The organism is Dyella jiangningensis, from assembly GCF_003264855.1.
Lineage (GTDB): Bacteria > Pseudomonadota > Gammaproteobacteria > Xanthomonadales > Rhodanobacteraceae > Dyella > Dyella jiangningensis_C.
On record NZ_NFZS01000002.1, the window covers coordinates 38,191 to 58,199 of the forward strand.

Here is a 20,009-nt window from a genome sequence, read left to right on the forward strand (position 1 = left end):
CGACGCCCCACTCTTCCGCATGCATGCCATGACGCAGTTCTCCCTGTTCAACGAGGGCCCGCTCGTATTGCTGGACGATGCCAGCGGACGGATCGTGTACGAAGAAAACGTGATCGATGGCGCGACGGCTGATCGTTGGTTCCGCCAGCTGTCGGACAGCGGGATCTGGTCGCAGAAGCGACGGGTCATGTACGAACGCGAACTTGACGTGCCGCGGCTCACCGCGCATTTCGGCTTTCGCGACGAGTCGTGGCCCGATCCGCTGGCTGAAGCCATGGATCACGTCAGCCGGCACACCGGCGAGACCTTCGACAGCATCGGCCTCAACTTCTACCGCGATGAGCACGACAGCGTGGCGATGCACAACGACCGGCTCGCCGACCTGGTGGAGGGGCGCCCGATCGCGCTGCTGTCGCTGGGCACCACGCGGCGCATGCTGATACGTAGCAAGGCGACGCCACGGCGGCGATTCGACCTCGACCTCAACCCTGGCAGCCTGCTGCTGATGGACTGGCAAAGCCAGCACCATTACGACCACGGCATTCCCAAGCAGACACAACCGGTCGGCCCGCGCATCAGCGTGGCGTTTCGCACGCGCCGTCGCAGCGAATGAGCATCAAAACCCCACGTTGAGGCCGAAGGTGAGCCAGCGATCATGCGCGGCGACGCTGCCATGGCCCACGATCACATCCACGCTGTCGTTGTTGCGGAACGTCCAGCGCAGGCCCGCCTGCGACGTCGCCGCGCCCACCCAGGGATGTATGTGCTCGGCCACGATGGCGAGGTGCGGCGTGAGCTTGTACTTCAGGCCCAGTCCCAACAGCGTCTGCCACTTCCGGTCACGCGACCAGAAGGCGCCGACGTCGGCATTCACCGACCATTGCTGCTGTCCTGGCGGCGTCCACGTCAGCGCCGCATACGTGTTGCGCGATTGCACGTGCCCGTTGGACCAGGTGGCACCGACATTGATCGCCGCGCCCAGCGGATGCGCCGACGGATCGCGCAGCATCCATTTCACGGCGGGGCTTTCCTGATGCTGGTACGGATGATTTTGCCCGGCCGCGCCCAGCGACCATTCCACCGGGCCCGTGCTGCAGGCGGGCAAGGTGTTGAGCGCCTTCTGCCCGCCGGAGAACGCCTGTGCCCAGCTCTGTACCTGGCAGTGCCCCGCCGGCGTGATCGACGCATCGTCGACCAGGTAGGCACCGGCGCCCGCCCACGCCCGAGGCGAGCACAGGATGACCGTTGCCGCCGCCAGCACCGCCGTCGCGCAGCGGCTCATCCCTTGCCCATGGTGGCGAACATCACGATGGCCGCTATGCCCATCACGGCCGTCGCCAGCCAGCCCAGCACCAACAGCCAGCCGCGCACCACCTGCTCGCCCATCGCCTTGCGCCGGCGGCCAACCAACATGATCGCCGCCATCAGCGGTACGGCGCACACGCCGTTCACCACCGCGCTCCAGTACAGCGCCTTGATCGGATCCAGCGGCGACAGCGTCAGTGCAGCTCCCAGCGCCATCGAGCCGATCAGCACGCCATAGAACAATTTCGCCCCACGCGGCGAGCAGCTCAGGCCGTAACGCGCGTGCGCGGCGCCGGCCACCGCGAAGGCCGTCGCGCCCGCCAGCACGGGCACCGCAAGCAGGCCGGTGCTGATGATGCCCATCGAGAACAACGTGAATGCGAAGCGGCCGGCGAGCGGGCGCAGCGCTTCGGCGGCTTCGGAGGTGGACGTGATGTCGGTCTTGCCGTGCGCATGGAGCACCGCCGCGGCGGTGACGATCATGAAGAACGCGATGACGTTGGAGAAAATCATGCCGACGCTGGTATCGGTCGCGATGCGACGCAAGGCATCGGGTGCCTGTTCCGACGCCTCGCGCAGCGGCTCGCGCTCGTCGCTTTCGCGCAGCTCCTCCACCTCCTGCGCGGCCTGCCAGCAGAACAGGTACGGACTGATGGTGGTGCCAAGCACGGCGACCAGGCCGGTCACGTAGTCGAGATTCCACGGTGCGTGCGGCATGACGACGGAACGCGCCACCTCGCTCCACGGCACCTTGACGGCGAACACGGTGGCCACGTAGGCGAACAGGCTCATCGCGAGCACCTTGAGTATGGGCGAGTAGCGCTCGAACGAGACGTACACCTGCAACGCCGTGGACACCACGGCGAAGACGATCGCGTACGCGAGCCCGGGACCACCGAGCAGCAGCTTGGCCGCCGCTCCCATCGCCGCCAGGTCGGCGCCAATGTTGATCACGTTGGCCACCACCAGCATGGCCACCAGCGACCACACGGCCGGCTTGGGAAACTGCCGGGAGAGGTTGTCCGCCAGTCCGCGCCCGGTCACGCGACCGATGCGCGCGCACACCATCTGTATCGCGATCATCAGCGGCGTCGTGATGAACACGATCCATAGCATGGCGTAGCCGAAGCGCGCACCGACCTGCGAGTACGTCGCGACGCCGCTGGGATCGTCATCCGCAGCCCCTGTCACCAGGCCGGCACTCAGCCGCTTCCACCAAGGGCTGGGCGGTGCGTCGTTGAGGGGCACGCGCTTGTTCGGCCGCATCAAGCGGGCTCCGCCGCGAGCCAGGCCTCGCCAGGCTCAACGCACAGGCCCAGGCTGTCGGACATCTGCGCCAGCGCGCGGACGTGGCGCTCGTGGCTGGCGGCGGCCACCGCGTCCCTGGCAATGGTGACGCGATAGCCACGCACGTGCGCATCGATCGCCGTGCAAAGCACGCAGGCATCCGTGGCGGCGCCGGCGATGCACAACTCCTTGACGCCCAGATGCTCCAGCAACGGCACGAGTTGCGTATGGTAGAACGCCGAATGCCGCGACTTCAGCAGCACGACGTCGTCGCTCGTCGGGTACAGCACTTCGAGCAGATGCGAGGCCGCAGGAAGGCCCTCGCGCACGGTGTGGGCGAGGACGCCTCGCCAGCTGTCATGCCAGCGCTGGAAATTGTCGTTGCAATAAATCACGGGCTCGTGCCGTTTCCGGCACCGTGAGACGAGCGCGGCAATGGCCGGCGCCGTACGCACGAGCGCGTCCGCCAGCTCGCGGCCGTCTTCGAACCGAAAATGGCTGAAGACGTCCACCAGCAACAGTGCGCGCCTGTTACGCGCCGACGACCGGGTGGCGATCATCGCCTCTCCACTCGCAACGGAATGGCCCGACAGTGGCCGCTATTCCGTCCACGCGCAGTGTGGCCGGCGTGAGCATGCCGTCGAAAACCAATGGCGTTCATGACGGTCTCGCGACGGGCTCAGCCGTGGTTCTCACGCGCGATGCGAGCGCGGAAATTTCGGTGCGCACTCCATTATTTACTGCGTTTGCTTCGCTCACATTCTTTATGGATGTCTTACACGCCGAGTTGATGCAGCAACTCCTAGCGTCTGAATCATTGCTGTAGCCAGTCCCTGGCTGCTGCATCTCCCACATCCACGCAGCAACCGGCCGCCGCCCGCGCGTGGCGCGCCGGTGCGAGAGCCATGCACCATGACCAACGCCATTTCGTTCCGTAACACGCCTGCCACCAAGGACGCCACGCGACGTCCCACCGAACATCGCAGCAACCGCCCCTCCCGCCCGCGTCACGGACAGATCAACGCCCTGTTCGTCACCACCGAGATGACCGATTTCGTCAAGACCGGCGGGCTCGGGGACGTCGCCGCGGCGCTGCCGCGTGCGCTGTCGCGCTGGCATGACGTACGCGTGCTCATCCCCGGTTATCCGGCCGTACTGGAGCGTGCGCGGTCGCTGCGCTGGGTGGGCTGGACGCAGCCCTTCGCGGGTCTTCCCGCCGCGCGCATCGGACACATGCGTACCGAGGACGGACTCGACGTCTACGTGCTGCGCCAGCCGGCCATGTTCGAGCGCGTGGGTTCGCCTTACGTCGGCCCCACCGGCACCGACTGGACCGACAACGCCACGCGCTTCGCCCTGCTCTCCATGGCCGCGGCGCAGATCGCGATGGGCACCACCGGCATGGACTGGTGCCCCGACCTGCTGCATCTCAACGACTGGCCGACGGCGCTCGCCGCGCCGTACCTGCAGTGGGGCGGCCGCCGCGTGCCCTCGATACTGACCATCCACAACCTGGCGCACCAGGGCCTGTTTCCCGCCACCTGCCGCGCGACACTCGGCATTCCGATGCGCGCGACCGAAGCGGACTATCACGGGCAGATTTCGTTCCTGCGCGCCGGCCTCATGCTGGCCGACCAGGTGACCACGGTCAGCGCCACCTACGCCGAACAGATCGCCACGCCGCTGCATGGCATGGGCCTGCATGCGCTGCTCCACCGGCGTGCGGCGCAAGGGCGGCTGAGCGGCATCACCAACGGCATCGACGGCAGCTGGTGCCTCGCCAACGATCCCGCGCTGCCGCAGGGCGACGACCGCGGCGCCGATGCGGTGCGCCTGCGTGCACGCGCACAGCTGCGCAGCGAGCTGGGCCTGGACGAGCACGAAGGTCCGGTGTTCAGTTTCGTGGCGCGCATGGTGGCCCAGAAAGGCATCGACCTGGTGTGCGAGGTCGGCCCGCAGATCGTCTCGGCCGGCGGCCAGCTCGCGCTGATCGGTGTGGGCGATGCCGACATGGAAGCGGCCGTGGCGCGCCTCGCGCGACGCTTCCGCGGGCGCGTTGCGGCCTCCATCGGCTTCAGCGAGCCCCTGGCGCGCCGCATGTTCGCCGGCTCGGACTTCCTGCTGATGCCCTCGCGCTTCGAGCCATGCGGATTGAGCCAGATGTATGCGCAGACCTACGGCAGCCTGCCCATTGCGCATGCCACCGGCGGACTGCTGGACACGATCGAGGACGGCGTCACCGGCCTGCTGTTTTCGCAGCCGCGCGCCACCGACCTGCGCCAGGCCTTGCAACGCGCGTTCCGCATCTACGACGAGACCGAGTTGCTGCAGGCGATGCGCCGCGCGGCCATGGCCCAGCGCCACGACTGGACCGGCCCGGCCCGCCAGTACAGCGCCTTGTACGCGAAGGCAGTGGCCCAACGTGCGGCAGCCTGACCATGGCATCGAGCGTGGAAGCCGCTTCGTCACGCAACGGTGCGGAAGCCGCCCAGCTGGCTCGCATCGCGACGGGCAACCATCAGGATCCCTTCGCGTGGCTGGGGCCGCACCGCAACGGGGACGGCTGGACGGTGCGCGCGTGCCTGCCGGGCGCCCGTCGCGTCGACGTGCTGGACGAGCGCGGATCGCTCTGGGCCAGCGCCACGCAGGAGGTCGCTGGCGTGTTCGTCGCGCGCGCCCGGACTGATCCGGGTCGCTACACGCTGGGCATCGAGTGGGAGACGGCCGAACAGCGGCTGATCGATCCGTATGCCTTCCCCCCGCTGCTCGATGAAAGCACGCTGGAGGCCTTTCACCAGGGCAAGCTGCATCACTCCGAGCAGCAACTGGGCGCGCATCCGACCACCTTCGACAACGTCGCCGGCGTGCACTTCGCGGTGTGGGCGCCGAACGCCTGGCGCGTCTCGGTGGTCGGCGACTTCAATGGCTGGGATGGCCGCCGCCATGTGATGCGCCTGCGTCACCAGGCCGGCGTGTGGGAGATCTTCATCCCCGGCGTGCAGGCCGGCGCGCGCTACAAGTACGAGCTGCTCGACCGCTTCGGCCATCTGCTGCCGCTGAAGGCCGACCCGTATGCCTTGCGCATGGAACATCCGCCCGCCTCGGCGTCCATCGTCGCCGCGCCGCTGTCGGTCAAATGGCACGACACGCATTGGCGGGCGCAGCGCGCCAAGCACCAGCGCCGCGATGCGCCGCTCTCCATCTACGAAGTGCACGCCGGCTCGTGGCGACGCAACGCGGACGGCAGCATGCCCGACTGGGATGCGCTGGCGCGCACGCTGATTCCCTATGTGCAGGAGCTGGGCTTCACGCACATCGAACTGATGCCAGTGAGCGAGCATCCGTTCGGCGGTTCGTGGGGGTACCAGCCGCTGGGCATCTATGCGCCCACCGCGCGTCTGGGCGACGCCGATGCCTTCGCCCGCTTCGTCGATTCGTGCCACGTGGCGGGGCTGGGCGTGATCATCGACTGGGTCGGCGCGCACTTTCCCGACGACCCGCATGGGCTGGCCCGCTTCGACGGCACCGCCCTCTACGAGCACGCCGACCCACGCGAAGGCTTCCATCAGGACTGGCACACGCTGATCTACAACTACGGCCGTCGTGAAGTGGCGCAGTACCTGATCGGCAGCGCGCTGTCATGGATCGATCGCTTCCATGTCGATGGCCTGCGCATCGATGCGGTGGCCAGCATGCTGTACCGCGACTACAGCCGTGGCGAAGGCGAATGGGTGCCCAACCATCACGGCGGACGAGAGAACCTCGAAGCCATCGACCTGCTGCGCGAGCTCAACCGGCTGATCGCCGAACGCCACCCTGGCGTGCTCGTGATCGCCGAGGAGTCCACCGCATGGCCCGGCGTGACGACACGGCTGCAGGAAGGCGGACTGGGCTTCAGCTACAAGTGGAACATGGGCTGGATGCACGACAGCCTGCGCTACATGCGGCGCAACCCGATCTACCGGCGTTACCACTACCACGACCTGACGTTCGGCATGACCTACGCGTATGCCGAGCGTTTCATCCTCGCGCTGTCGCACGACGAAGTGGTGCACGGCAAGGGTTCGCTGCTGCAGCGCATGCCGGGCGACCATTGGCAACGCTTGGCGAACCTGCGCGCGTACTTCGGCTTCATGTGGGCGCACCCGGGCAAGAAGCTGCTGTTCATGGGCGGCGAACTGGCCACGTGGAGCGAGTGGAACCATGACGGCGAACTGGACTGGCGCCTGTGCGATGACCCCATGCACGAAGGCGTGCGCAGGCTCGTCGCCGACCTCAATCGCGTGCTGGTGAACGAGCCGGCACTGCACCAGGAAGACGATCATCCGCGCGGCTTCGCCTGGATCGTGGCCGACGACGCGCCGCAATCCGTCTATGCCTTCGCTCGTTACGGCAGCGAAGGCACCGCGCCGGTGCTGGCCGTGTGCAATTTCACGCCGCAGCCGCGACACGACTATCGCATCGGCGTGCCCGAAGCGGGCCGATGGAGCGAACTGTGCAACACCGACAGTGCGTTCTACGGCGGCTCCAACGTGGGAAACAGCGGGGTGATCTCCACCCTGCCCCAACCCAGCCATGGCTATGCCCAGTCGCTGGTGCTCACGTTGCCGCCGCTCGCCACGCTGATCCTGCGTGCGGAGGACAGCTGATGGCGGCGGCGAGCTGGGGCGCCTCGCCGCTGCCCTCAGGGATGACCGAGTTCCGCCTGTGGGCCCCCGCCGCCGGGGAAGTCACCGTCGCACTGGAGGGCGCCCATGTGCCCATGCGCGCGCTGCGCCACGGCGTATTCGTGCTCCGGACCAAGGCCGCCGTCGGCGAGGGCTACCGTTTTCGCATCGATGGCGTAGACGCACCCGACCCGGCGGCGCGCGCGCAACTGGGTGACGTGCACGGGCCCAGCCTGGTGGTGGACCAGGGCAGCTACACCTGGCACCACGACGGCTGGCGGGGACGCCCGTGGCGTGAAGCGGTGATCTGCGAAATCCACGTGGGATGCATGGGCGGCTTCGAGGCCGTGACGCGGCAGCTTCCGCAGCTGCGCGACGCGGGCTACACCGCCATCGAGCTGATGCCCGTGGGCGAATTCCCCGGTAACCGCAATTGGGGCTACGACGGCGTGCTGCCTTTCGCGCCCGAGGCCAGCTACGGAACGCCCGACCAGCTCAAGGCCCTGGTCGACGGCGCGCACGGACTGGGCATGATGGTGTTGCTCGACGTGGTCTACAACCACCTGGGCCCCAGCGGCAACGCGTTGCCGCGCTATGCGCCGCTGTTCTTTCGCGCCGACACGCCGACCCCCTGGGGTCCCGCCATCGATTTCCGCCGTGCGCGCGTGCGCGAGTTCTTCGTCGACAACGCCCTGATGTGGCTGCGCGACTATCGCTTCGATGGCTTGCGCCTCGATGCGGTGCATACGATCCACCCGGCGTCCTTCCTCTACGACCTCGCCACGCGCATCCGCAACGGGCTGCCGTCCGGCCGACACGTGCACCTGCTGCTGGAAAACGAACGCAACGATCCGCGCCTGCTGGAAGACGCCTATACCGCGCAATGGAACGACGACGGACACAACGCATTGCATGCGCTGCTCACCGGCGAGCGCGAGGGCTATTACGCCGATTTCGCGCGCCGCCCGCTGGAGCACACCATGCGCATGCTCGCCGAGGGCTTCGTCTACCAGGGCCAGCGCGACTACCAGGGCCGCCGCCGCGGCCGGCCGAGCGATGGCCTGGCGCCCGACGCGTTCGTGCTGTTCCTGCAGAACCACGACCAGATCGGCAACCGTCCTCTCGGCGATCGGCTGATCACGCTCATCCCGCGCGAACGCTGGCGCGCCGCCATGGCGCTGGTCGCGCTGTGCCCGATGATCCCGATGTTCTTCATGGGCGACGAATGGGCGTGCGATACGCCGTTCCTGTATTTCACCGACTATCACGGCGAACTCGCCTCGCAGGTGCGCGAAGGGCGCCGCAACGAATTCGCCGCGTTCTCGGGCTTCTCGGATCCGGCCCGGCGTGCCGCCATCCCCGATCCGAACGCGCGCGCCACCTTCGAGGCGTCCCGCCCGCAAGGCGGCGACACCGCGGCCGCCGCGACGATGCGACGCTGGTTTCGCCACCTCGTCGACATGCGCATGCAACACCTCGTGCCGGGTATTCCCGGCTGCCACGCGCTCGGCTGCGCGCTGCTCGGCGGTCGCGCGCTGGTCGCGCGCTGGCGACTGGGCGATGGCGCGCTGTGGTCGCTCGCCTTCAATGTCGGCGATTCCAACCTGCGCTATAAGCCCGGGCCTTACGCGGTGCGCATCCATCTCGAAGCGGCGCAGCCCGGCATGCTCGAAGACGAGCTGCCGCCCGACAGCCTCGCCGCCTGGCGCGAGCCGCCGCCGTGAACGCCGCGCTCCAGCAACGAGCGCTCGCGGCCGGTATCGAAGTGGCGTGGACGGATGCGCAAGGTCAGCCCCGCCTGCTCGCCGCCGACACCATCGACGCCCTGCTCCAGGTGCTTGGCTCGCATGCGGCCGGCGACGACCCCGCGCTGCGCGTGGTCGTCGCCGGCGCACCGCTCGGCATGCCCGAACGTCCACGCGAGGCGTTCTGCCTCGATACGCGGCGTCACGTACCGCTGTTGCACGATGCCCAGGGGCGCGTGCACGCACCCGATCACCCCGGTCATTACCTTCTGCAACTCGGCTCGCGCGAACAGCACCTCGCCGTCGCGCCCGCGCGCTGCTACGGCGTCGCCGACCTCGCGTCTCGCAGCAGCGAGCGCGCGTGGGGCGTGAGCGCACAGGTGTATGGATTGCGCCGCTCGGATGACGGCGGACTGGGCGACAACCAGGCGGTCGCCGCCGTGGGCCGGCATGTCGCCGCGGCCGGTGGCGACGCGATTGCACTGAGTCCGCTGCATGCGGCGACGCCACCGGATGAAGGCTTCAGCCCCTACTCGCCCTCGCACCGCGCGTGGCTGGATACGCTGCAGATCGCGCCGGCGCAGGTTGCCGGCACCGAAGCGCTGCACGATGCGCTGGAGCGCAGCGGCCAGTTGCAGGCCTGGGTGCAAAGCGAACGCTCGCCGCTGATCGACTGGCACGCGCAGGACACCATGCGCCATCGGCTATGGACCAGCCTGCGGCAAGGCTGGGGACAGCAGCCGGAGGTGCGGTCCGCCTTCGATGCATTCCTGCGCGAGGCCGGCGACAGCCTGTACCCGCACGCGCTGTTCGCGGCGCACCAGCGACTCGCGCGCACGCGCGGCGAGAGCACCGACTGGCGCCACTGGGACAGCGACTGGGCCGATCCGGACAGCGCCCTCGTGCAGGACTTCGCGCAACGCCACGCCAGCGCGGTCGAACACGAATGCTTCCTGCAATGGCTGGCCGCGCAATGCTGGCAGCACACGCAGGCGCAACTGCTCGGCTCGGGCCAGCGCATCGGCCTCATCTGGGATCTCGCCACGGGCTTCGAGCCCGGTGGAAGCGAAGCCTGGCAGCATCGCGGCCTGGTGGTGCAGGACGCCCACATCGGCGCTCCGCCCGACGCCTTCAATCCCGATGGGCAGGACTGGGGACTGGCGGCCTACGCGCCAGCCTCGCTGCAGCGCAGCGGATACGCGCCGCTGCGCACGCTGCTCGACCGCATGATGTCGCGCGGAGGCGGATTGCGCATCGACCACATCCTCGGCTGGTCGCGCCTGTGGTTCGTGCCCGCGGGCATGTCGCCCCGCGACGGCGGCTATGTGCGCTACCCGCTGCACGACCTGCTGGGCCTGCTTGCGCTGGCCTCGTGGCGGCATCGCTGCCTGGTGATCGGCGAAGACCTGGGTACGGTGCCGGTCGACCTGCGGCAGACGCTGGCGGACCACGGCGTGTATGGCATGGACGTGCTGCAGTTCACGCGCGATGCGCAGGGCGCGTTTGTTCCTCCCGCGCGCTGGCGCACGCATGCGGTCGCCATGAGCAGCACGCACGACCTGCCGCCGCTCGCCGGGTGGCGCGCCGGTACCGACCTTGGCGCGCTCTCGCGCGTGCATGCGTGGAACAGCCAGGAGCAGGCCATGGCGCTGCGCCGCCGGCACCACGACGTGGAGCAGCTCGATCGCATGCTGCAGGGTTTTCCCGCGAGCTCGCCCGCCCAGGCCGCGTTACGCGCCGTCGCCGAAAGCGCCGCACCGCTCGCGTTGTTTCCGCTGGAGGACGTGCTGGCCGAGCGACAACAGCCGAACCTCCCCGGCACCACCCCGGCGCAGCATCCCAACTGGCGCCGCCGGCTGAGCTGGCGCGTGCCACGCCTGGATGCGACCTTGCGCTGGATAGCCCGCCATCGCCGGACGCGAGCCCATGGCTGAGCTGTTGTCGACCGCGCGGCTGCAGCTTCATCGCGGCTTCGATCTCTGGCACGCGCAGCGACACGTGCCCTACTACCGACAGCTGGGCATCACGCATCTCTACCTGTCGCCGGTCGCCGAAGCACGCACAGGATCGACGCATGGCTACGACGTCACCGATCCCACCGTGGTGCGCGCAGAGCTCGGCGGCGAGACCGCACTGCGCGCGCTGGCGGATGCGCTGCATGAGCACGATATGGGCGCGATCCTGGACATCGTGCCCAACCACATGGCGGCCGACACGTCCAACCCATGGTGGCGGGACGTGCTCCAGCGAGGCCCAGGCAGCCGCCATGCGCGCTTCTTCGATATCGACTGGGACGCGCCCACGTCGCCCGGCCGCGTATGGCTGCCATGGTTGCAGGCGCCGCTGTGCGAGGTGCTGGCGCGACAGGAGATCCGCATCGACCGCACGCGCGAACCGGAGCTGTGCCATGCCGACTGGCGCCTCCCGCTGGCCGAAGGCAGCGATGAGGGCATCGACGATCGCGACCCGGCCGGCATGCGCGCCCTGCTCGATCGGCAGCATTACCGGCTCGCGTGGTGGCGCAGCAGCGGCGACGCGGTGAATTACCGGCGCTTCTTCGACATCGATGGCCTGGTCGCGCTGAACATGGACATCGACGAGGCCTTCGACGCCACGCATGCCCTGCCGCTGAGACTGCTCGCGACCGGCGTGATCGACGGGCTGCGCATCGACCACGTCGACGGCCTGGCCCATCCGCAGCGCTATCTCGAACGCCTTCGCGAAGAGCTCCGGCCCATTGCCGAACGCCGCGGCGCGCCGATCAGCCTGCACGTCGAGAAGATCCTCCGTGGCGACGAGGCCCTGCCTGCCAGCTGGCCGGTGGATGGCACGACCGGTTACGAGATGATGGATCGCCTGGGCGCGGTTCTTCACGATGCGCGCGCGGAGTCGACGCTCGCGCTGGCCTGGCGCAAGACCGCCGGACGGCCGATGAGCTTTGCCGGCGAAGAATGCCTGGCCCGCCACCAATGGTTGCGTCGCGGACTGCACAGCGATTTCGCCCGCGCCATGCGCGCCTGGCAATGTTGCCTGGATGCCTCGCCGGAAGCGGGCGACCTCACCGAAGCATCGCTTCGGCGCGCCGGCGCGGATGTGCTCGCGCACGTGCCGGTGTACCGCACCTACCTCGGCGACGCGCCGCCAGACGAGGCGGATCGCCGCGTGCTCGCCGAGGCTTTCGTTCAAGCGGAAAAGCAGGGCCACCCCGACGATCGCGAAGCACGCGAATGGCTGCGCCGGGCGATGACCGAGGCACCGCCGCCACAGACGGCACGGCATGCCTCGTGGCGCACCGCGCGACAGCGTTTCGAACAGCTCTCCGCGCCACTCGCCGCCAAGGCGGTGGAAGACACCGCGTTCTACCGCTACGGCGTGTGGCTGTCGCGCAACGAGGTCGGCAGCGATCCCGCCCGGTTCGCCCTGTCTGTCGATGCGTTCCATCGCGACATGCAGCAACGCGCGACGCGAGGATTGCGCAGCCTCTCCGCCACGGCCACGCACGACCACAAGCGCGGCGAAGACGTACGCGCCCGCATGGCGGCATGGAGCGAACGCCCGGAGCGCTGGCTGACGCTGCTGCAACAGGCCATGCCACTGCTGTGCCGCCCGGACGAAGCCGTCGCGCGCGGCGATGTCGCCATGCTGCTGCAGACGCTGGTGGCGGCATGGCCGCTGACGCTGGACGCTGCGGACGTGTCCGGCGTCATGCATTACTTCGAGCGCGTGCTGGCGTGGTGGCTCAAGGCACTGCGCGAAGCGCGCCTGCGCACGCGCTGGACACGGCCCGACGATGCCTACGAAGCGGCGGCCACCGCGCTGCTGCAGCGCCTCGCCACCGACGCCACGCTTGCGCCGCTGCTCGCCAACGTGGCGAAGACCGCGCATTGGCTGGACGCGCCCGGCGCACTCAACGGCCTAGTCGCCGTCACGCTGCGCAACACCTTGCCCGGCGTGCCCGATCTCTACCAGGGCTGCGAATACTGGGACCTTTCGCTGGTCGATCCGGACAACCGCTCGCCGGTGGACTACCCGTCGCGCAACGGCTCGCTGGCCCTGTTCGCGCCACCGGGCGAACTGCTGCCGCGTTTTCGCGACGGCGCTATCAAGCAGGCACTGCTGGCGCGCCTGCTGTCCGCACGCCGCAGCCTGCCCGCCCTGTTTTCGGAAGGCGACTACCAGCCATGGATCGCCGAAGGCCCCGCGGCCGAGCACGTGCTTGCCTTCACGCGCCATCATGGCAACTCGACCCTGCTGGTCGCCGTGCCGCGGCTGTGCATGCACTGGATGGATGGCCAGGCGCTGCCACAGGTACCTGCGCACGCATGGCGTGACACGCGACTCCATCCGCCCACGGGCGTGCACTTTCGCGACCTGCTCGGCGAACGCGCCCTGTCGACACACGATCAATCAGGCTTGCCCTTGTCGCTCCTGCTCTGGGAATGGCCGGTGGCGGTCTGGCACGCAACCACGGAGGAACCATGAATACCCCCTCAGATCGCGACGAGCGCATTCGCCAGATGGCGCATCGCATATGGGAATCCGAAGGACGCCCACACGGGCAGGACGAACGTCACTGGCACATGGCCGAGCGCCTGGTCGAAGCGAACGAGCGCGCGGTGTTCGAGGCCGAGCATGGCGAGCCGCCGAATGAACCAGAAGCCTAGCCCGGTCGAAAGCATCGACGTGCACGATGCCGCGCCGCAGCCGGCGCGACGTCCGTCGCGCGTGCGCGAAGGCCTGCCTTTTCCGCTCGGCGCCACCTGGGACGGCCTCGGCGTCAACTTCGCATTGTTCTCCGCCCACGCGACGCGCGTGGAGCTTTGCCTGTTCGACGACGAAGGGCGCGAGACCGAGCGGATCACGCTGCCGGAACACACCGACGAGGTCTGGCATGGCTATCTGCCCGATGCGCGACCCGGGCAGATCTACGGCTATCGCGTGCACGGCCCGTATGAACCCCAGGCCGGCCACCGCTTCAACCCGAACAAGCTGCTGCTCGATCCGTACGCGAAGCAGATCGTCGGACAGCTGCGCTGGCACGATGCGCTGTTCGGCTACGTCATCGGCCATGCCGACGGCGACCTGAGCTTCGACAAGCGCGACAGCGCGCCCTACGTGCCCAAGGCCCGCGTGATCGACCCGGCCTTCACCTGGGGCAACACGCGGCGACCGCAGATCCCCTGGGACCACACCGTCGTCTACGAGACCCACGTGCGCGGCTACACCATGCGCCATCCGCGCGTTCCGCCGGAGCTGCGCGGCACCTTCGCCGGGCTCGCCGTGCAGGAGGTCATCGACTACATCAAGGGTCTGGGCGTCACCGCGGTGGAGCTGATGCCGATCCACGCCTTCGTCGATGACAAGTACCTGCTCGACAACGGCCTGCGCAACTACTGGGGCTACAACACGTTGGGCTTCTTCGCGCCGCAGCCACGCTACATGGCGACCCACACGGTGGCCGAGTTCAAGGAAATGGTCGCCCACTTCCACGACGCCGGCCTCGAAGTGCTGCTGGACGTGGTCTACAACCACACCGCCGAGGGCAACGAGAACGGACCGACCCTGTCGCTGCGCGGCATCGACAACCACAGCTACTACCGGCTCGCCGACGATCCGCGCCACTACATCAACGACACCGGCACCGGCAACACGCTCAACCTCAGCCATCCTCGCGTGCTTCAGCTCGTCACCGATTCGCTGCGCTACTGGGCCAACGACATGCACGTCGACGGCTTCCGCTTCGATCTCGCCACCATCCTCGGGCGCGAATGGCATGGTTTCGACCAGGGCGGCGGCTTCCTCGACGTGTGCGGCCAGGACCCCACGCTGGCGCGTCTCAAGCTGATCGCCGAACCCTGGGATCTCGGCCCGGGCGGTTACCAGGCCGGTGGATTCCCGCCCGGCTGGGCCGAATGGAACGATCGCTTCCGCGACACGGCGCGCTCGTTCTGGCGCGGCGACGAAGGCCGGTTGGCGGAACTGACCACCCGGCTCACGGGTTCGGCCGATCTCTTCGACCGGCGCGGTCGCCGCCCGTTCGCCTCGGTGAACTTCATCACCTCGCACGACGGCTTCACGCTCGAAGACCTCGTGAGCTACGACGAGAAGCACAACGAGGCGAACGGCGAAAACAACAACGACGGCGCGGACCACAACCTCAGCTGGAACCATGGGCACGAAGGTCCCACCGACGACCCGGCGATCCTCGCGCTGCGCGCACGCCAGAAGCGCAACCTGCTCGCCACGCTGCTGCTGTCGCAAGGCACGCCCATGCTGCTGGCGGGCGACGAGTTCTCGCACACGCAGGACGGCAACAACAATGCGTACTGCCAGGACAACGAACTGACCTGGTTCGACTGGCTGGCTGCCGAGCACAGTCGCGGGCTTTCGGCCTACGTGCGGCACCTGCTGCGCATTCGCCGGCATTACCCGTTGCTGCGACGCAAGCACTTCCTCACCGGCAAGATCGCCGAAGGCCTGGACGTGCGCGATGTCACCTGGCTCACGCCGGACGGGTCGATGATGGAACAGCCCGATTGGGAAGACCCGTCGCGCAGTACCGTCGGCATGCTGCTGGACGGCCGCACGGCCGAGAGCACCAACCGGCGTGCCGGCGGCGAGTACAGCCTGCTGTTGCTGGTGCATGCGGGCGCCGAACCGATCGCCTTCCAGTTGCCTGCGTCACCCGGTGCGGGCGACTGGCAGCTGCTCGTCACCAGCGATCCGGATCTTCCGCATGGCGTCTATCACGACGGCGACGAACCGTTCACCCTGCAGCCGCGGACGTTCTGCCTGCTGCGTGCACGCGTGGGCCGCCGCCATCGCGAGTACACGTGAACAGCGAAACTAACGAGTAGCGCGATGCGCTCAGCTGGTGCGCTCCATGCTGTGCTTGAGATCGCGCATCTGGTCGTGCCCCTGCAGTACCAACTGGTAGGCCTCCTGCACGACCATGCGCGTGGCCGGCGTGAGGTCGTCGTCCTTGAGCAGGGTTTCGTACTTCGACTTGATGTGGTCCTCGCCGCGCTCCACTTCCTTCACCACCGCCTCGTCGCCCTTGCTCAGCGCCGCGCGCAGGTCGACGAACACGCGATGCACGGTGGCGGCCAGGGTGCCTTCGTCGGACGGCGTGCCGCCGAGCACCCGCACCTGCTCCTGCATGCGCGCCGCAATGCGTTGCCGCTCTTCCGCGCGACGGCCGAAGAGATCCTTGAGCTCCGCCCGCTGCGCTTCCTTGGCGGCCTCGGCGTAGCCCAGCATGCTGTCGATCGTCACTTCGATGAGGTGGTTCAGCACGCGGATATCGTGTTCGTTGCTGCTCATGGGATGTTTCCTCGCGACTATGCGTGAAAACCTTCGCCGAGGCCGGAGTATCGTCGAGTGAATTCGGCATGGCGGCCCGGTCAAGAGCCATCGACGCGAGGCGCCGACGTAAACGGTTCGTTGCGGCCACCTGCACGCGACGTCATCGTCCGCGATGCAAACGTGGCCGCGTGCGTCGATTGACGCGCCCCATGCGCGGCCGCCCTTCAGGCCGGCCGCGCCGGCTTTCAAGCGACGGAGGTGCGGCCCATGCCTCACACCAACATCATCTGCAAGCACGAGGTCTGCCTGTGCGAAGTGTCGGACCCGGGCGCCTTCTGCAGCGGCTATTGCAAGGAGGCCTGGGAAGACAACGTCACCGAGCCCGTCTGCAGGTGCGGCCACCCCAACTGCCGCCAGGCCGCCGAGGAAATCGGCGAAGACAGCGGCGAGGACCCGGCGCGAACCTGAGCGCGCTCACACCGTAGGCCAGTCGTCGGCGGGCTGCAGCGCGCTGGTGCGGTCGAGCCAGACCCAGGCATCGAACTGGCCGGCGAGTTCCGCACGCATGTAATGCGAAAGCCGCTCGGTCTGCGGCAGGTAGATCACGCCAATGAATCGCTCCAGGCGCGACTGGTGCAGCTCGCCGCGCAGGTCGTCGTCATCCCTCAGGTCCAGCAGGAAGCGTTCGATGCCCGCGCCATGCATGCAGTGTTCGTGGCTGTCGGGCAAGGCCGGTCGAACGTCCATCACCTGCATGGGCTGGTCCCAGGCATCCGCCGCGGCGACCTGCCCCGCATACGTGCCCATGCCAATGGATACACAGCGCAATCCATAGCGTTGACGACACAGCTGGCCGATGTTCAGCTCGCCGCGATGATGGGCCATGTCCGTCGCCCTGGCATCGCCGACATGCGAGTTGTGCGCCCACACCACCACTTTCCGGGTTGCGCCGTGGCTGCGGCGGATGCGATCCAGGGTATCGGCCATATGCATGTCGCGCAGGTTCCAGCTCTCCTGCGATCCGAGGTAGGCCGCGCGGTAGTACTCCTCGGCAGCAGCGACGACGCGTGCGTTCTCGGCCGCATCGAAGAAATCCGCATCGAGCTCCGCCGCGTGGGAGAGCTCGCGTTCGAGCAGATCGCGGCACTGCGCGACCACCGCCTGCGCGCAGCCCTCGTAGTCGCCATGCAGCACCGCGCCACCGTAGCGGATCGGATGGGCGATCCAGGGCGACAGGCAACCGTAGCGCGAGCGCGCGAGTGCCGCGGCATCGGGATCGAGCCGGTCGAGGTAGGCCAGCACCGCCGCCATCGAGGTATCCAGGCTGTAGATGTCCAGGCCGTACAGGCCTGCGCGCTGGTCCCGCGGTCGACCCGCATTGTGTTCGCGCAGCCAGCGCACGAACGCCGCCATCTCGCGGTTGCGCCACATCCAGGCGGGAAAGCGCTGGAACGGCGGCCGTGCGGCATCCAGCGGCGTATCGCCCTGCACGTAGCGATTGACGGTGGAGGCATCGGGCCAATCGGCCTCGATGGCCACCGCCCGGAAGCCGTGCTGCGTGACGAGGCGTTGCGTGATGGCGGCCCGGGCACGGTAGAACTCCGACGTGCCGTGCGTGCCATCGCCGATGAGCACGACGTCGACATCCGCATAGGCATCGAAGGCGTCGGCAAATCCGGCGTCGGCGATGTCCGGCAGCGGCTGCGCATGTTCCGCGATGAGCCCGGCGAGGGCCGCATCCGCCGTCGCGCCGCGCGATGGACCCCTGGCATGACCGGCCGTGCGCATCATGGCGAGCTCACGCGAACATCTCGCGCAGCGTCTGGCGGATCACGTCGGGCGCATCGGGGTCGCCCTTGCTCAGTGCGGCGACGTAGCGCTTCATCTGCTCGAAGGTGACATGCGGTGGCAGGGGCGGCACGTCGGGATCGGCGACGAACTCGATCAGCGTAGGCACGTTCGTCTCGAAGGCTTCGCGCCAGGCGCCCGCGATGTCCTCCGGGCGTTCCACCCTGATGCCACGGAAGCCGAGCAGCTGCGCGTAACGCGAGTACGGGAAATCCTCCACGTCCTGCGCGGGAGAAAACTTGGGATCGCCGCCCAGCGTGCGTTGCTCCCACGTCACCAGGTTCAGGTCGCGGTTGACCAGCACCATCACCACGAAGCCGGGGCGCTTCCACTGCTTCCAGTACTGCTTCACGGTAACCAGCTCGGCATTGCCGTTCATCTGCATGGCGCCATCGCCCACCATCACCAGCACCGGGCGATGCGGATGGGCCATCTTGGCCGCGATGCCATAAGGTACGCCGCCGCCCATCGAGGCCAGCTTGCCCGAGAGCGAAGCCATCATGCCTTCGCGCAGCTTGACGTGCCGTGCGTACCAGTTGGTGTGCGAGCCGCAGTCGCCGCACAGGATCACGTCGTCCGGCAGCTGGGTGGATAGCTCCCAGAAGATGCGCTGCGGATTGATCGGCCTGGCCGGCTCCATCGCCGCCGCTTCGAGCGAGCGCCACCACTTGCGCACGTTCAGCTCGATGCGTTCGCGCCAGTCCGCATTGCCCTTTCCGTTCAGCAGCGGCAGCAGTCGTCGCAGTACCTCGGCGCTGTCGCCGATCAGGTTCACCTCGGTGGGATAGCGCATGGAAACGTTGCGCGGATCGATATCGATCTGCACGGCGCGCGCCTGCCCTTCCGGCGGCAGGAATTCGACGTAGGGCATGGTGGTGCCGATCATCAGCAGCGTGTCGCAGTCGTCCATCAACTGCCAGCTCGGCCGCGTACCGAGGATGCCGATGGAACCGGTGACATAGGGAAGATCGTCCGGCAGCGCCGCCTTTCCCAGCAAGGCCTTGGCCACGCCCGCGTCCAGGCGCTCGGCGACGGCCTGCACCTCGTGGCCCGCATGCAGCGCGCCGGCGCCGACCAGGATCGCCACGCGCTCGCCCTGGTTCAACACGTCGGCGGCGCGCTGGATGTCCTGGTCGGTGGGCACGGGACGCGCGATGGCAGGGCCGACACCCGAAAGCACATCGCCATGTTGACGCGGCGGGCACGGCATCGCCGGCAGCTCCTGCACGTCATTGGGCAGGATCACGCAGCACACCGTGCGCTCCGCGATCGCGATGCGTATGGCGCGATCCACCACGTGTCGCGCCTGCGCGGGCGTATTGACCGTTTCCACGTAGCGGGACACGTCCTTGAACAGCGAGTGCAGGTCCACCTCCTGCTGGTAGTCGCTGCCCAGCGCCGAGCGCGGCTGCTGGCCGACGATGGCGAGCACGGGCATGTGATCCATGCGCGCGTCGTACAGGCCGTTCAACAGGTGGATCGCACCCGGGCCCGACGTCGCCAGGCAGACGCCGAGGTTCCCGGTGAACTTGGCGTGGCCGCACGCCATGAACGCGGCCATCTCTTCATGGCGCACGCGCACGTACTCGAACCTGTCCGCGGCGCGCCCCATCGCGCCCATCAGCCCGTTGATGCCATCGCCCGGATAGCCGAACACGCGATCGACCTTCCAGGCAGTCAGGCGTTCGAGTACGAAATCGGCAACCGTGTATTTCATGGCGAGAGTCCTTCATGGCAGACATCCACGGATAGCGACATCGCCGTTAGCAGAGGATCAATCGAGCGGCCAGGAAGCGTCAGCATGTTCCGCGGGGAAACTTTGCCGGCACGAATTCCCCTTTCGCGCGAACTG

The 20,009-nt window shown here is 68.1% G+C and carries 15 protein-coding genes; 9 read left to right on the plus strand and 6 right to left on the minus strand.

Annotated elements, in window-relative coordinates:
• Positions 1-28 precede the first annotated feature (28 nt).
• Positions 29-613: an alpha-ketoglutarate-dependent dioxygenase AlkB gene (locus CA260_RS10900; RefSeq protein WP_111983134.1), complete on the plus strand. Its 585-nt coding sequence runs from the start codon at positions 29-31 to the stop codon at positions 611-613.
• 3 nt (positions 614-616) lie between these two features.
• Here CA260_RS10900 and CA260_RS10905 read toward each other — a convergent pair whose 3' ends face one another.
• Genes CA260_RS10905 through CA260_RS10915 form a run of 3 tightly spaced genes read right to left on the minus strand, consistent with a single transcriptional unit; the run spans position 617 to position 3,152 of the window.
• A complete protein-coding gene (locus CA260_RS10905; RefSeq protein WP_111983135.1) occupies positions 617-1,282 on the minus strand; it encodes a hypothetical protein in 666 nt (221 codons plus the stop codon).
• Positions 1,279-2,571, minus strand: coding sequence for an Nramp family divalent metal transporter (locus CA260_RS10910; protein ID WP_111983136.1), 1,293 nt, complete (start codon positions 2,569-2,571; stop codon positions 1,279-1,281). Before CA260_RS10910 ends, CA260_RS10905 begins: the two co-directional genes overlap by 4 nt.
• On the minus strand, positions 2,571-3,152 hold the full coding sequence (locus CA260_RS10915) for an isochorismatase family cysteine hydrolase (protein WP_111983137.1): 582 nt from the start codon (positions 3,150-3,152) through the stop codon (positions 2,571-2,573). Before CA260_RS10915 ends, CA260_RS10910 begins: the two co-directional genes overlap by 1 nt.
• Before the next feature lie 352 nt (positions 3,153-3,504).
• On the opposite strand from CA260_RS10915, the gene glgA reads away from it, so the two are divergent.
• Genes glgA through glgX form a run of 7 tightly spaced genes read left to right on the plus strand, consistent with a single transcriptional unit; the run spans position 3,505 to position 15,841 of the window.
• The gene (gene glgA / locus CA260_RS10920; RefSeq protein WP_111983138.1) at positions 3,505-5,028 is read left to right on the plus strand and encodes a glycogen synthase GlgA; all 1,524 of its coding nucleotides are present in this window, start codon (positions 3,505-3,507) and stop codon (positions 5,026-5,028) included.
• Positions 5,029-5,030: 2 nt separating this feature from the next.
• Positions 5,031-7,241, plus strand: a complete 2,211-nt coding sequence (gene glgB / locus CA260_RS10925) for a 1,4-alpha-glucan branching protein GlgB (protein WP_111983139.1) — start codon at positions 5,031-5,033, stop codon at positions 7,239-7,241.
• Positions 7,241-8,983 (plus strand): malto-oligosyltrehalose trehalohydrolase, encoded by a 1,743-nt coding sequence (gene treZ, locus CA260_RS10930; RefSeq protein WP_111983140.1) that lies wholly within the window; start codon positions 7,241-7,243, stop codon positions 8,981-8,983. The genes glgB and treZ overlap by 1 nt, the downstream gene beginning before the upstream one ends.
• On the plus strand, positions 8,980-10,938 hold the full coding sequence (gene malQ / locus CA260_RS10935; protein WP_111983141.1) for a 4-alpha-glucanotransferase: 1,959 nt from the start codon (positions 8,980-8,982) through the stop codon (positions 10,936-10,938). The genes treZ and malQ overlap by 4 nt, the downstream gene beginning before the upstream one ends.
• Complete coding sequence (treY, locus tag CA260_RS10940) at positions 10,931-13,486, plus strand: malto-oligosyltrehalose synthase (protein ID WP_111983142.1); 2,556 nt, start codon at positions 10,931-10,933, stop codon at positions 13,484-13,486. Before malQ ends, treY begins: the two co-directional genes overlap by 8 nt.
• On the plus strand, positions 13,483-13,668 hold the full coding sequence (locus CA260_RS10945; protein ID WP_111983280.1) for a DUF2934 domain-containing protein: 186 nt from the start codon (positions 13,483-13,485) through the stop codon (positions 13,666-13,668). Before treY ends, CA260_RS10945 begins: the two co-directional genes overlap by 4 nt.
• Entirely contained in the window at positions 13,652-15,841 is a 2,190-nt protein-coding gene (glgX, locus tag CA260_RS10950; protein ID WP_202864077.1) for a glycogen debranching protein GlgX, read from the plus strand. Before CA260_RS10945 ends, glgX begins: the two co-directional genes overlap by 17 nt.
• Positions 15,842-15,871: 30 nt before the next feature.
• Here glgX and CA260_RS10955 read toward each other — a convergent pair whose 3' ends face one another.
• A complete protein-coding gene (locus CA260_RS10955) occupies positions 15,872-16,327 on the minus strand; it encodes a PA2169 family four-helix-bundle protein (protein ID WP_111983144.1) in 456 nt (151 codons plus the stop codon).
• 249 nt (positions 16,328-16,576) lie between these two features.
• Here CA260_RS10955 and CA260_RS10960 point away from each other — a divergent pair, with 249 nt between their 5' ends.
• Entirely contained in the window at positions 16,577-16,777 is a 201-nt protein-coding gene (locus tag CA260_RS10960; RefSeq protein WP_111983145.1) for a hypothetical protein, read from the plus strand.
• A gap of 6 nt (positions 16,778-16,783) precedes the next feature.
• Here CA260_RS10960 and CA260_RS10965 read toward each other — a convergent pair whose 3' ends face one another.
• Positions 16,784-18,100, minus strand: a complete 1,317-nt coding sequence (locus CA260_RS10965) for an erythromycin esterase family protein (RefSeq protein ID WP_111983146.1) — start codon at positions 18,098-18,100, stop codon at positions 16,784-16,786.
• 7 nt (positions 18,101-18,107) lie between these two features.
• Positions 18,108-19,874, minus strand: coding sequence for a thiamine pyrophosphate-requiring protein (locus tag CA260_RS10970; protein ID WP_111983147.1), 1,767 nt, complete (start codon positions 19,872-19,874; stop codon positions 18,108-18,110).
• Positions 19,875-20,009: the final 135 nt, after the last annotated feature.